The organism is Vibrio sp. THAF64 (assembly GCF_009363455.1).
Classification (GTDB): Bacteria; Pseudomonadota; Gammaproteobacteria; order Enterobacterales; family Vibrionaceae; genus Vibrio; species Vibrio coralliilyticus.
The window spans coordinates 367,695-380,764 of sequence record NZ_CP045357.1; the positions used below are offsets into that span (position 1 = coordinate 367,695).

The 13,070-nt window shown below is 51.6% G+C and carries 12 protein-coding genes; 8 read left to right on the top strand and 4 right to left on the bottom strand.

Features of this window, described 5'->3' with window-relative positions; translation table 11 throughout:
• The first annotated feature begins 258 nt into the window (after positions 1-258).
• Positions 259-486, top strand: a complete 228-nt coding sequence (locus tag FIU99_RS26570; protein WP_152472892.1) for a hypothetical protein — start codon at positions 259-261, stop codon at positions 484-486.
• Positions 487-495: 9 nt separating this feature from the next.
• Here the strand turns inward: FIU99_RS26570 and FIU99_RS26575 are convergent, their stop codons facing one another.
• On the bottom strand, positions 496-1,281 hold the full coding sequence (locus FIU99_RS26575; RefSeq protein ID WP_152472894.1) for an ABC transporter substrate-binding protein: 786 nt from the start codon (positions 1,279-1,281) through the stop codon (positions 496-498).
• Between the two features lie 196 nt (positions 1,282-1,477).
• On the opposite strand from FIU99_RS26575, the gene FIU99_RS26580 reads away from it, so the two are divergent.
• The 3 genes from FIU99_RS26580 to FIU99_RS26590 all read left to right on the top strand — a co-directional run bounded on the left by FIU99_RS26580 (position 1,478) and on the right by FIU99_RS26590 (position 5,452).
• Entirely contained in the window at positions 1,478-2,737 is a 1,260-nt protein-coding gene (locus FIU99_RS26580) for an EAL and HDOD domain-containing protein (protein ID WP_052126664.1), read from the top strand.
• Between the two features lie 269 nt (positions 2,738-3,006).
• Positions 3,007-4,701 (top strand): methyl-accepting chemotaxis protein, encoded by a 1,695-nt coding sequence (locus FIU99_RS26585; RefSeq protein ID WP_367618130.1) that lies wholly within the window; start codon positions 3,007-3,009, stop codon positions 4,699-4,701.
• A 100-nt stretch (positions 4,702-4,801) separates the two neighbouring features.
• Positions 4,802-5,452, top strand: a complete 651-nt coding sequence (locus FIU99_RS26590; RefSeq protein WP_052131823.1) for a 3,4-dihydroxy-2-butanone-4-phosphate synthase — start codon at positions 4,802-4,804, stop codon at positions 5,450-5,452.
• Positions 5,453-5,593: 141 nt separating this feature from the next.
• Here FIU99_RS26590 and FIU99_RS26595 read toward each other — a convergent pair whose 3' ends face one another.
• The 3 genes from FIU99_RS26595 to FIU99_RS26605 form a co-directional block, all read right to left on the bottom strand.
• Positions 5,594-5,917: a hypothetical protein gene (locus tag FIU99_RS26595; protein ID WP_143695630.1), complete on the bottom strand. Its 324-nt coding sequence runs from the start codon at positions 5,915-5,917 to the stop codon at positions 5,594-5,596.
• 86 nt (positions 5,918-6,003) lie between these two features.
• Positions 6,004-6,318 (bottom strand): hypothetical protein, encoded by a 315-nt coding sequence (locus FIU99_RS26600; RefSeq protein WP_043011893.1) that lies wholly within the window; start codon positions 6,316-6,318, stop codon positions 6,004-6,006.
• Positions 6,319-6,404: 86 nt separating this feature from the next.
• A complete protein-coding gene (locus tag FIU99_RS26605) occupies positions 6,405-7,427 on the bottom strand; it encodes a tyrosine-type recombinase/integrase (RefSeq protein ID WP_253899470.1) in 1,023 nt (340 codons plus the stop codon).
• 563 nt (positions 7,428-7,990) lie between these two features.
• On the opposite strand from FIU99_RS26605, the gene FIU99_RS26610 reads away from it, so the two are divergent.
• From FIU99_RS26610 to FIU99_RS26625, 4 genes are all read left to right on the top strand, one after another.
• Entirely contained in the window at positions 7,991-9,670 is a 1,680-nt protein-coding gene (locus FIU99_RS26610) for a methyl-accepting chemotaxis protein (RefSeq protein ID WP_152472895.1), read from the top strand.
• Positions 9,671-9,761: 91 nt separating this feature from the next.
• Positions 9,762-10,862, top strand: coding sequence for an FAD-dependent oxidoreductase (locus FIU99_RS26615; RefSeq protein WP_152472896.1), 1,101 nt, complete (start codon positions 9,762-9,764; stop codon positions 10,860-10,862).
• A 276-nt stretch (positions 10,863-11,138) separates the two neighbouring features.
• The gene (locus FIU99_RS27660) at positions 11,139-11,540 is read left to right on the top strand and encodes a porin family protein (protein WP_253899471.1); all 402 of its coding nucleotides are present in this window, start codon (positions 11,139-11,141) and stop codon (positions 11,538-11,540) included.
• Positions 11,541-11,704: 164 nt separating this feature from the next.
• Positions 11,705-12,511, top strand: a complete 807-nt coding sequence (locus FIU99_RS26625) for a hypothetical protein (RefSeq protein WP_152472898.1) — start codon at positions 11,705-11,707, stop codon at positions 12,509-12,511.
• The last annotated feature ends 559 nt before the right edge of the window (positions 12,512-13,070 follow it).

The window sequence follows — 13,070 nt, forward strand, 5'->3', positions numbered from 1 at the left end:
GAGAGGAAGTGTTCGCGAGACACAAGCTAACTCGAGGAAGACGAAAGCGGGAGTTATTAGCGTTTATTAATCGCACCAAGGTCAGTTTTTTAACGCACTATAACTAAATGGTTTGGCAGTCACGAAGAGATCTTGTTTACCGGGCGAGAAGGGCGAATAACCTATAATAATGTTTAATAACTCCATCCTTTGAGTGGAAAGGGCAGGCTGGTGACAACGCATGGTTGGGAACAGTAAGGAACATGGATGTCGAATCAGTTGGCGACATTACGGCACGTACGTCGTTTGCGAGCGTGTCTTCGCTCGCTATCACTTGAAGAGCTGGAGGTGGCATTGAGCAATCTTCAGACGGTGGTGCAAGAGCACCGCACGCGCGAGCGAGAAGCGGCGTTGGCGTCGATTGTTGAACGCATCAGGTGCAGCGGATTGAGTGTTGATGAGATCCTCACGGGGCTGAAAGCGTTGGCGCCCCGCTCGGCTGAGTAGCACTCAGGGCTACTGTTTTTGGCAAGACTGTCGGTTGAGTAATGCACGATAGCAACCACTGGTGATAAGGCGTTGAAGGCCTTGCTCAAACACGTGGCTCAACTCTTGCCCGAAAGCATTGTGGTGAAATAGGACGTGCATGGGTTCTTCTAGGACGGGGTGAGGATCACGTTGCACGCTGGGGGCGTGCTCACGAAAGACCTTCGCCACCCAATAAGCCCCCACCCGCTCTTCGGCGGCGATGAGATCCACTCGGCCATGGTAGAGCTTTTGAAAATTCTCGCGCTGATCCATGGAGGGCAGAGTGGTGACGTCGTGGCGATGCAGCCGCTTCGTCACCGTGTAGCCGCCCACGGACCCAATTCGATAGGCGGCGAGATCGGCGAAGGTTTGCCAGTGCAACGGTGTGCTTTGACGATGAAAGAACACGGTTCGAGTGTGGTTGATTGGGCTTGGTGAAACGAGCAGATCGGATGAGTGGATTTCAGAACGGTACCACGGAAACGTGGCGTGATATTTACCTCGATCGACGAGTTTCAAGCTTCGCACCCAGGGGAAGTAATGAAAGTGGACCTGATAACCGGCGTGTTCAAAAATGTCTTGGATGATCGGTTCAAGCAACCCTCCCTGCCCGTGCGTCGAGGTGTAAGGGGGCCACTCTCCTATAGCGAAATAAAGCGGGCGATGTGGGTACTGCGCGTGACTGGGGAGTGTGCACAGCAGCAACCACAGCGGACGCCAATATACGAGTTGCCAGAGGCGATACAGCGCAAGGTAAAGGGAACGAGGGGACACCGGCTATTCCTTCAAAGTTGGGCAAGAGGATAATGATTATCTATAATACTATCAATATAGCTTAGGGGATATAAATAGGGTGTGCAAAACCAGACTTGGTGAGTAGCCATGACGCTCGAACACCAAGCAGGCGTCCGTGGGCTGCACGTTGACGCAAACACACTATACTTTAGTGATACTTGCTATGGAGTGCACCATGAATGCAACGTCCCCGACGGCGCGCTCGACCGAAGCGTGCCACCCTGCTGCCTGTTCCATGGTGGCGAGACAACCTATTCTTGACATTGAACGCCAGCTGGTGGCCTATGAACTGCTGTACCGCGGAGGTAGTGACAACCAGTTTCCGGTAGGGGTTCGCTCAGATCATGCCACCTTGCAGATTTTAGCGGAGCAGTTTTTGACCTATCAAAGCCGGACTTTGGAGGGGCAAAAGGGGTTTGTCAATTTTGACTACAACAGTCTGTTGGCGGGTGTTCCGCTGGACTTTCCTAACGAAGAAATCGTGATTGAAGTTCTGGAAACCTGCCCGCCCGATGATGCGTTGTTTGCGGCACTGACAGAGCTCCACGCTCAAGGTTATACGCTGGCATTGGATGATTTTCATCCTAGCCAGGCTTGGGAGCGCTTTTACCCGTTGGTTGACATCATCAAAATTGATGTCCAGATGATGCCATTTGAGGAGTGTGCTCGATGGATTGCGACACTCAAGAGTACGGCGATCGTCTTCTTAGCGGAAAAAGTGGAGACTTACGAGGAGTTTGCGCGCGCTCAGCAGTGTGGTTTTGAGTTATTTCAGGGATATTTCTTTCAAAAACCCGAAGTGATTTCGCGCAAGAAGGTGTCGGCGTCAACCATTGACCTGTTCAAATTGTCCAACTTAGTGGCGAAGCGGGAAATCGATCATGCGGCGATCAATGACGTGATTTCGCGCAACCCAGTGTTTTCGGTGCAATTACTGAATTTTGTCAACAACAGTGCGTTGCTGCGCACCCCGATCCGCTGCATTGAGCAGTCGCTCCATTATCTGGGGGACGATCGTATCCGCAAGTTTGTGTCCTATACCATAGTGTCGGCTTTGGCGCCGGGCAAACCGGATATTTTGTGCAAGCAGTCGTTGGAGCGTGCCAAATGTTTAGAAAGTCTGGTGCATGAAGTGGGTGAAACGAGTGTTTCGGAATCGGCGTATTTGTGTGGGTTGCTGTCATTGATTGACGGCATGCTCGACATGGCGATTGAGGACGTGCTGTCGCACTTGCCGGTGGCGCCCGTGATTGAAGAGGCGTTGGTGGCCAGATCGGGCCAATTGGGCATGTGTTTGCAGATCATCGAAGCCATTGAACGTTCTGACTGGCGTTCTTTAGAGCGTGTGCGGTTGGCGATGAGCTTAGAATATGCGCAGATCCTGAGTTGCAGCCAGTCATCTAAAGAATGGGTGAACGACGTACGCAGTGCCTAGAGGGATACTATGAAATCAGTTTGACATTCGAACATTTTCTGTTGACACTTAACCTATGGACGTCACAGGAGCATCCTCTTGCTATCGGCGTCTTGCACGGGAGACACTGGCTAGATCTCAGCGACACCTACTCACAGAAGTAGCGGCTGACTTTGAGCGCCAGATCCACTGACAATGCGCCACAAGAGCGTGAAAGGTGGGTCCATTTGGCGTGTATCACTCACGGTAGAGTGTGGCCACGTGTATACGATGGCCCCGCAAAGGGGAAAATGATGCTAACAAAACTCAATATTGGTCAAAAAGTCTTTCTGATGGGGGCGGCGCAGCTGCTGATCATGGTGGTGATGGGCTGGTATGCACTCAGTCAAATGAATAAGATCGGCAACGAGCTGGTCGAGATCGCCGAAGAAGACATTCCTTTGATGAAAAAACTCACAGTGATCACTGAGCACCAGCTCGAACAAGCCATCTATTTTGAACGCGCGATGGTCAAAGCGATTCGGTTAGAGCAAGGTTTGGGCTCCAAAGACGCGTTTATCCAATACAAAAACAAGGTGCACGATTTGACGCTCAAAACCGAAGCGGAAATTATCGATGCAGAGCAGTTCATCAAAGATGTGATACCACTGCTCCACTCCCCGGCAGCGAAAGCCGCGTTTCAAGATATTCTGATGAAACTCGAACAGGTTGAGAGCGCGTACGATAACTTGCTGTCACAAGTCGACGCGGTGCTCTTGTTGGGTGAGCAGGGCCGCATCGATGAGATGCTGACCCAATCGGTGCAGGTTGAGGCATTAGAAGACCAGCTGGATCGGCAGTTGATTGCTATTCTAGAGCAGATCCAAGATTTCACGCTTGCCAGCGCACGGCAAGCGGAAGCCGATGAAAAGCACGCCATCCAAGGCATGACGGTGTTGCTTGTCGCCTCAGTGGTCTTGAGTATTTTATTGCCATTGATGGTCACTCGCGCGATACGCAACCCAATCTTGACGTTGATCGAGCGCCTTCAACAAGTGGCAGACGGTGACGGTGATTTAAGAGTACGCCTTGATGCGACGCATCGCGATGAGACTGGGAAAGTGGCGGGCGCGTTCAACCAATTCTTGTCGGTACTGACAGGAACGCTGGAAAGCATCCATACGCAAACCCATCAATTGGGCCAGTCGTCGCAGTCGGCTAAAGACTCGATGCAGCGTATGCTGTCGAACGTAGAGCAGCAGCGCAGTGACATTGAACAAGTGGCGACGGCGATCACACAGATGCACTACACGACGCAGGAAGTGGCCACCAGTACGGCCAATGCCTCGTCGGTCACTGATCAAGTCAAACAGCGGGTGATGGATGGTCAACGTGACGCGGTCGCGACACAGTCGGTCATCCAGTCGTTGGCCGACGAAGTCTCCACCTCCTCGACGGTGATAGAAAACTTGGTGGCTGAGACCAACAACATTGGGCAGGTATTAGAGTCTATCCAAGGCATTGCTGAGCAAACTAACTTGTTGGCATTGAACGCGGCTATTGAAGCTGCGAGGGCGGGGGACACGGGTCGCGGGTTTGCGGTGGTGGCAGACGAAGTCCGTGTGCTTGCGCAGCGCACTCAGGTGGCTACCGTGGATATCCAAGAATTGGTGGAGCGCCTGAAAACCGAAGCGCAAAACGCCATCACCAGCATGCAGCGCGGTAACGATACCGCGAGAGTGTGCTTAGAGAAGAGCTCAGAAGCGGCGGCAACCTTTTCTGATGCGGCAGAAGCGGTCGGACAAATCGCCAGTTTGAATCTGCAGATCGCGACGGCTGCCGAAGAGCAATCCTCTGTTGCGAATGAAATCAACAGCAACCTTGAGAGCATTCGCATGATGGCCGAGCAGACGGCCGCGGAAACCCACAATACCGCTGACGAGAGTGAAGCGATCGCTGGAGGGGTGGACGATTTGTATATGAATATCCGCAAGTTCCAGATCTGATAAGGGTTATTTATCCTTATTAATGCTGTCTAGCGCTAGGCACCGGGTGGATAGCAGATACAATGTCAGAGCGTATCGGCCACGGTCAACAGGGAGCGTCATGGACAGCAATGAGGAACATAGGGCGACGCTTTCGGGTAAGGAGGCAGTGTCGAGAGTGATCGCGGCGGCGGCACAAGGGAACGGATTCATGGTGTACGATGACCGTGGTGGAAGAGGGACGCTGCTCAACTACCCGGCATCCACAATCAAGCGAGCTCACGTGTCGCAGTTGATGAGCCTAGGATCTGGGCTCGTTTCTGTGGCGGTTGATCAATCGACGGCGGTGCGGTGCGGATTGCCTCTGATGATGGGCTCGCACCAGAGCTCAGCGGGGCCGGCGTTCACGGTGTCAGTCAATGCCAGGTGGGGGCGACATTATGGTGTGAGTGAAGCCGAACGTTGGCAGACCATCCGTGTTCTCGCTAACCCATTATCGAGCAGTTTCGACTTAGTTAAGCCAGGGCATGTCTTTCCCATTTTGGTGGATCCGAATGGTTTGTTGGGTCGCCAAGGCTTGGCAGAGGCGAGCGCCGATTTGGTCCGCTGGGCCAAGCTGCCTCCAATCGTCGCGATGTCGTTGATGACCGATGGGTGTGGGGAGATCATGGCGTTGAAAGAAGTGTGGCAGGTGAGTCAGGCACTGTCGACTCCAGTCGTTGCACTGAGTTCGGTGATTGATTATCGATTGTGGACGGTTATGTCAAGGTAAGTACTCACTTACCTCGCTGTGTTGATTTTTGTGTGGTTAGGGCGTCGCGATCTCCACGTCTGAGTGACGACGTTGTCGTATTATCTGTTGAGTCCGTTAACTGGTTTTGTCTCTTGACGGCTTAGGTATACGTTAATCGATTTAAGTTCTTACCTCGACAACGGATTTGTAGCATTTTATCGTTTCTCTTAATGCTTCTTTAAGCTGTAATATTTCACTGTGCAAGTGGCCACTGTCGAGGTGCGCATGGACTTGAGTGGCGGCCGCGTGGAGGCGATACGCTCCGAAACTGTCGGCGCTGCCCTTGAGTATCAGGCAGAGGGCGCGCAATTCCGTTGTGGTGTAGTGTGTGTTTTCGAAGAACGGTTGGTATGAGGTGAGTTCGGCGATAAACAATGTTAACGCTTGCTGTGTGCTGACTGGATCCATCGACGCGCTATGTTGCGCGAGCCAATGTGGATCCATAATGGAGAATTGTCGAGTCGGTGCCGCGTGCTCGAGGGTGGGTGACGAGACTGACTTGGGTGCGTGTTTGTCCATGTGTGTTGGCTTCAATCCTGTTGAATGTATGCGGGTAAACCATGAGCCTGAGATTTGGCAAGTTGGCGCGCTAGGGATTGATACCGTTCAAACGCCTCGTGTCCTAGGACGAGGATATCACGAAAGATCGCGCGCACTTGCTCGGGACTGAGATTGACCTCATGTTTGATTTCTGGCCATCGCTGCTCAAGGAGACTCATGGCTTGTTGCTGTTCCTCTGACGATAAATTCAATGACGTTAAGTAATGTGACCACAACCATTGCAATACGACTTCGCGGTACACGTCGATTGAGGGGGGCATTATGGGGGAGGTCTCAGTCGTCATGGATCATTCCAGGTTAAAAAATATTCACCGAGTCTATCATAATTGATAATAATATTAATATAGTGAAACTCCCTTTTACGTCGGGATCAGCGCTGACGGCGTTTTTGTGCCATGGCGCTGGTATGGGCATGCAGGTGTCGACCGTATCGTAGGACCATTTTTTCTGAGCTCCACCCTCCAGCTTGCATCACTTGGAGGGTCGAATACCCTTCTTGCAACAAATCTTGTGCGGCGCCAACACGTGCGCTATGGCCCGTGTAGCGTGGGCCTGTCTCGTGGTTGAGGGCTCTCCAAGCGCGTTCAAACACCCGGCTGATCAGCTTTTCGGACACCGGGTGATGACCATTGAGTGCGTTATGTGACTCTGGGTTAAGCGCCTTTCCTGAGCGCTTGACCCGTTGAAGTAAGAAACACTGCGGATCGGCATCAATGTTGGGCAATTGCAAATACGCGTGCACTTGGTTGGCGACTTGGGGGGAGATCCAGCGCACATCATCGCGGCCCGAGTGATTGGTCTTGCTGAAAGGAATGGTGATCAGTGCGCTGCCGTCTTGGCAAAATTCGATGTCACCGACTTTCATTTGCTCGAGGTTGTTTTTTCGGAGCAGAGTTTCGTACGCGAGGCTGACGATCATCAGGTCGCGTTGTTGGGTCACGGAACGAGTCGCAGACCAAAGTTCGGTTAGGCGATCCAGATCCGACTCGCGAAAGGCAGGGGCTTGCTCAATGCGCTCGCGTTCGCGCACTTTCTGATGAGTGATTTGTGCCATTTGCGCTTTGACATAACGATGAGCACACGGGTTCGGTAGTCCGGAAATAACATGCGTCTTACCAATGGCCCAAAGGTGTACTTTTAAAGTGTTACGGTGTAACTCATTGCGGCGCTCAATCAAATAACGCTCGACGTCCTGATGACGCGCCGGCAACGCGGGGATACCTTGGTGAGTGCACCATCGGACAAACACATTCCAGGCATTACGCAAGCGTTGCAGTGTCGCGGGTTGCCACTCTCCCTGGCGACGGACAAATTCGTCTTGAAAGTGGCTGATGGCGGATTGGATCGCAGGATGAGCGCCCGCTTGAGGATCACGTTTGATCGCCTTGCGCACCAGATCGGCAAACTCGTCGGGCTCGAGATGTTCGAGCGGTGGGAAGGGGGTCAAATCCGTCATGCAGTCCTCGCCAATGATCCAATACGTCTGAGAATGGGCGTTCTCAGACCTATTTGATCTATTATATACTGTTGATTAATACAGTATCAAGGGCGCTCTCTGTTCTGTGTGGGGAACACCAGAGGGTTGCTCTCCCACTGGGCCATGCCTGTTTGGGATCGTTCAGGACGAGAGGGCGATCCTATCGCGTGCCCTATGGCATTCGTATCAGACAAAGACCATTAAAATCAGGCGATTAGTGTTCATTGAGCAGTAGGAAGACCGCTTAATCTCTATATTGACCATACGATTTCTTATTTGACCACTCATTCATTAAGGGTATGAAACAGAGTCGGTTTCTCGCTAAGGTACCGCTTTTGGTTTCGCCGACGTTGGCAGGCCCTTTTCCATACCAGACCCCACATTTTGTGATCCCTATGGTCAGCGTCGCAAAAGAGGCTACCTCCAACCCCAGCCACGACGGCAACCGTCCCCGAGCGTACAAGAAGATGGAGAGATGTATGAGTTTTACGCTGAGCACCCGGACCAAACTTCAATTGTTGACGGTGATCCCTTTACTGTTGATGACCACACTGATCACCCTCGTGTATTACTGGAACGGCAGTCAGGCCCTCAACCAGGAATTGGTGGAGTATCGCCATCAGTTGTTAGACAGTCGCAAAAAAGAGCTTAAAGCGTATTTGATGATGGGCGTGACCGCGGTCAAAGCGTTGCATGATCAGGATGTTTCAGGTGAGCATCAAGCGGAAGCGAAAGCGATTTTGAAGGCGATGCGCTTTGAAAAAGACGGCTATTTTTTTGCGTACGATTCGGCAGGGGTCAATACTCTGCACGCGATTAAGCCATCTCTCGAGGGGAAAAACCTCTATGGGCTGACCGATGACAATGGCGTCGCGGTGATCGCTGGCTTGATCGACGCCGCGAAACTGGGCGATGGGTTTCTGAACTTTTCGTGGCACAAACCGTCGCTGAATGCGCAGGCACCGAAATTGGGTTACGCTGAGTACCTGCCGAATTGGGATTGGGTATTGGGTACGGGGATCTACATTGACGATATTGATCGCCAGGTGGCGGCGTACCAGGCCGAACGTGAGCATCAACTGACGGAAGATACGCAGTGGGCGTTGTGGTTGTCTCTTGGGGGACTGCTGCTGACCATTGCCTTGGTCAGCGTTTTTGTCAATAAAGGGGTGGCGTCTTTGCAGCATGTGGTGACCTCATTGAAAGCGGTCGCGGCTGGGGATGGGGATCTGACGGCCAGGTTGAGCGTGCAAAGCCGCGATGACATTGGTGAAGTGGCTGTGGCGTTTAACGCGTTCATGGACAAACTTCAGCCGATGATAAGCGCGCTACAGGCGTCGTCCAGTGAGGTGATGGCGGCCGGCAGTGAGTTGGAAACGCAGACGGCGCAATCGGCGAAATCCATGCAGGATCACAGTTTGGAAACCGAGAAAATCGTCACCGCAGTGACAGAAATGAGCGCCACGTCGCGTGAAGTGGCCAACAACACAAACGCGACCTCTCAAGCGATTGAGGCGGCGAACATCCAGATCACCGACGCTCAGCAGGAGGTCGCGCAGGCCATTGATGGGATCGGCCGCTTGGTGGCGGACGTCAATACCACCTCCGAAGCGATCGCCGCGCTGAGTGAGCAAACTGAGCGCATCACCCAAGTGTTGCAAGTGATTGGTGAGATCGCCGAACAGACCAATTTGCTGGCGCTCAATGCGGCCATTGAAGCGGCGCGAGCGGGAGAGCAAGGTCGCGGCTTCGCGGTGGTAGCGGATGAAGTCCGGTCGCTGGCGAGTCGCACGCAGAACAGTACACAGGAAATTGGTGACATGTTGACGTCACTGCACAATCGGGTTCGTCACGCGGTGGAGGCGATGGCCTCCAGTCAGCAGCGAGGCGAGCAGACCGCGACTGAGTCGGCGCACATCCAAAGCAGTTTAACCGCCATTCAGGCGGCGATTGTCACCATCCACGACATGGGGATCCAGACGGCGACAGCGGCGGAGGAACAAAGTGTCGTGGCGGAAGACATCAATCAAAACCTCGTCCACATTCAGCACATTGTGCACGATCTGAGTGGTTCGGCTCGCGAGTGTGCGGTGGTGAGTGCGCGGTTGGTCAAGTCGGGAGCGCAGATGAGCAGCTTCGTCGGTCGCTTCCAAGTGTAGTGCGTTGGGGGCTAATAATGGCTAATAAATGCGTCTTGGGCGCGTGATTGGGTAAGGTAAGAGGGGGACTCGGAGCGGAAAGGAAAAGTCAGTGAATGAAATCAAGGGGTCGGCGCCACACGCCGTGATCATCGGCGCTGGGGTCAGTGGGTTGACGACCGCTTACTGCCTACAAGAACGGGGGTTTGAGTGTACGCTGTTGGCGAGTGAAGTGCTGCCCAATACGGTCTCTTCGATAGCGGGCGCGTTGTGGGAATGGCCGCCAGCCTTGGGGGGATATCGAGACAATGCGCTGTCCTTGACCCGGACCAAGCGCTGGGCACTGACGTCCTTGTATCGGTATTTGACTCTGCCTGATGCGCGGTGCAAAGGGGTCTTTTCCCGCCCGATGAACGTCTATTTTCGTTGTCCTATTCACGAACATCAGCCGAATGCCGAGAAAATGCGTGACATCCAACGTCATGTTCCTGGGTTTGTGCACGATCCGACATTGGCCAAGCAATATGGGGTGTCGACCTCATCAGAGATTGTCGACGCGTATCAACATCTGGCTCCGATGATTGACACCGATGTCTACCTGCATTGGCTGCTGACCACGGTCCTGTCCAGAGGAGCTCGATTGCGCAAAACCTGGCTGACGGGCAGCTTAGTGGATGAGGAAGAGAAGCTGCGTGAGGTCTATCAGGCGCAGGTGATCGTCAATTGCACTGGACTGGGGGCTCAGGCGTTGGAAGAGCCTCAACTGTATCCAATTCGAAGTGCCATGGTGCGCTTGCGCTGCCGGGGCAAGCCACAGCGATGGCTGCAAATGGGTCATTGCCTGGCTCACGATCATAAGACACGAGAAAAAGACAGTGTGTTTGTCTATCCGCGTGGTCATCGTCATGTGGTGTTGGGAACACTGATTGAGAAAGGGCCGACCGACACCTCGCTGCGATTTGACGACTATCCACCGCTGCAAGCCATGTATGAGCGGTGTGTGGCCTTCTTACCTGCCCTTACTAAACTGCCGATTGATCCTGTGGCCCCCGTACAAGTGGGGTTGCGCGCCTTTCGGCCCTGTAACGTCAGAGTGGAGCGTGATGCGACCTGCCCCGTCGTTCATAATTATGGGCATGGCGGTATGGGATTCAGCCTTTCGTGGGGGTGTGCAGAAGACGCCGCCGCGTTTGCCTGTGAGGCCATCGCGTAGTGGGAAAACGCTTATTTAGATGTCTGACAAAACCATGCAGAAAATAGAATAAACTCTCCATGTTTTATCTGTCAATAACCAATAAAGTTGTGACCTTATTGAGTTAAAATACCGAATTAAAATAGGTGTAACATCTATTTTAATCATTTCCAAATGTCTTTCTATATTGATTTGATTTGATTTGATTTTACATTACTCCCTTTTTATTCAAAAAAATAGGAACGTTTGGAGTGGCGATCATACGTATTTAATTCAAGAATAAAGAGGTTGTAAATAATGAATAAGACGACTCGGTTAGTGATGCCTTTGCTTTGTTTTTCGTTGCCAGTGAGTGCTCAAGATTGGTCTGATGGCTGGTATGTCGGGGTTGATTTTGCGCAATCGACGGTTGATTGGCAATCCAATTACGATCAAGTGAAAGGGGTGTTGATTGATACTCGCTTGGATGACGAGATGAGTGGTTTGTCGCTGAACGTTGGCAAACGCATGACTTCGTGGTTGTCTTTGGAGGCGAACTACGGTCTGGACTTTAAAAATGGGGCTTTGCACCTAAGCGTTGAAGTCGAACTGGACGAAGATTCAGAATTACACTGGTGCTATCAACCCACGCCAGATGTGGTAGTGCCAAAACGTATATTAACCTCCGATGGAAAAATCAAAAAACCTATATTGGTATGAGAAATGATGAGCCTATGGGCGATTTATAAGGACTTATGATGCAAAGAACAGATTCCAAGAGCCCTTGGTGGAAAAGACGTCATGCTCAGCGATTGGTTAATTGGCGCGAGCAATTTGAAAGCACAATAGGGTTGGATGCTTATCCAGACCCAGGAGAACCTATAATGTCAGTCAATGACAACGTCCTCTCCATTCGAAATGCATCACACAATATACGCTCTGTGTATTTTTTACCCTGGGTTATAGGTTTATGGTTATGCTCATTCTGGCTTTACAACGACATTAAGCCTGGTGAGATAGAGACTAACTATGCTCTACATCGAATGGAAATCATTGATGCTGGAGGTCGAAGTGCTGGACCGAACGAATATAAACTTCACTCAACAATGCTGGGTACAAACGGTAAAGTTCAGTGGCCAAGTTACATCAAAGCCATAATGATGTACGGAGACAAGAGTGATAAAAAGCATTTGATACAGACGCTAACGATTGTGAGTGTAGTCGCCATTATCACCGTCTTGTTTACTTTTCTACTCATCCGCTTTCCCCGTCTAGCTGAAATCTATTTTGATCGACAACGTGGGATTGTTTACACATGGCGGTTTGGCAAAATGGCCGCGTGTCGATTTGAAAACTTAGGTTTTCGTGAAGACAAAATCGGTCTCACACTCTTTCTCTATGGTGAAAGTAAAAAGCATAAAAGTGGCTATTGGCCTGCGCTATATGGGCTTCAGCCCACAGGCAAAGCACATATGAACAGTGAAGATGATAACACTTTTCTGATGGCACAATTATTCGCATTTATGGATCAAGGTAAGCAGGCGGTAATTACAGGAGAGCAGTTTCAGCGTGCTCAGCCAAAAACCTATTTATTTCAGGACAACAAGCCTAAAAACTTTGAAAAAAGGCTAGAGGCCATCCTAGAACGTGAACATCAACTGCCAGAGATTTATGCTGAGCAGACATTTTAAGGGTAGAAAAGTGGGTAACTGTCAGCTTTTTCTATGTCACTTAGTTCGAACTTGATTGCAAAGGTGACGGGAAAGTGAAGAAGTATGGTGTGGGTGGCAAACACACGAGATGGCGGTCACTGCCGCTTGCCTTATAGGTTGCCGAGTTTGCTCATTATGAAGCAAACCCGATCCTCGGCTTATTCCCTACCATAGCGAACGAAATGTTGGTGATTATATGGTTTTACAGGCTTCAGGTTGTTTACCCCAGTGCAACAAAAACACGCATCATCGATCGTCTAGAGCATCAAAACCTCTCATGCAGCGGATGTCTCTGAGGAGCAAAACTGTAAGGCTGGCACCGTGAGAAACGGTTGTGATGCCAACCGCTCTTAGTCAGGATGGACTGTCTGAGGCGAAACATCTTACTGTTTGGGCCAAACCATCGTTGTGGACGCCGAGAAAATAGAGTGGACAGCGCAAGGCATGAGGTGGGCTCTTGGCTCTAGCGATGAGTACTGTTGAGATAAGTTACAGCAAAGGTTACCTCGATCCATTGGCATCAGGAAGGCGTGGTGAC

Coding starts and splice junctions, on each gene's coding strand:
- FIU99_RS26580 (WP_052126664.1), top strand. CDS start 1,478: ATGAATGCAACGTCCCCGACGGCGCGCTCGACCGAAGCGTGCCACCCT.
- FIU99_RS26585 (WP_367618130.1), top strand. CDS start 3,007: ATGATGCTAACAAAACTCAATATTGGTCAAAAAGTCTTTCTGATGGGG.
- FIU99_RS26590 (WP_052131823.1), top strand. CDS start 4,802: ATGGACAGCAATGAGGAACATAGGGCGACGCTTTCGGGTAAGGAGGCA.
- FIU99_RS26595 (WP_143695630.1), bottom strand. CDS start 5,917: ATGGATCCACATTGGCTCGCGCAACATAGCGCGTCGATGGATCCAGTC.
- FIU99_RS26600 (WP_043011893.1), bottom strand. CDS start 6,318: ATGACGACTGAGACCTCCCCCATAATGCCCCCCTCAATCGACGTGTAC.
- FIU99_RS26610 (WP_152472895.1), top strand. CDS start 7,991: ATGAGTTTTACGCTGAGCACCCGGACCAAACTTCAATTGTTGACGGTG.
- FIU99_RS27660 (WP_253899471.1), top strand. CDS start 11,139: ATGAATAAGACGACTCGGTTAGTGATGCCTTTGCTTTGTTTTTCGTTG.
- FIU99_RS26625 (WP_152472898.1), top strand. CDS start 11,705: ATGTCAGTCAATGACAACGTCCTCTCCATTCGAAATGCATCACACAAT.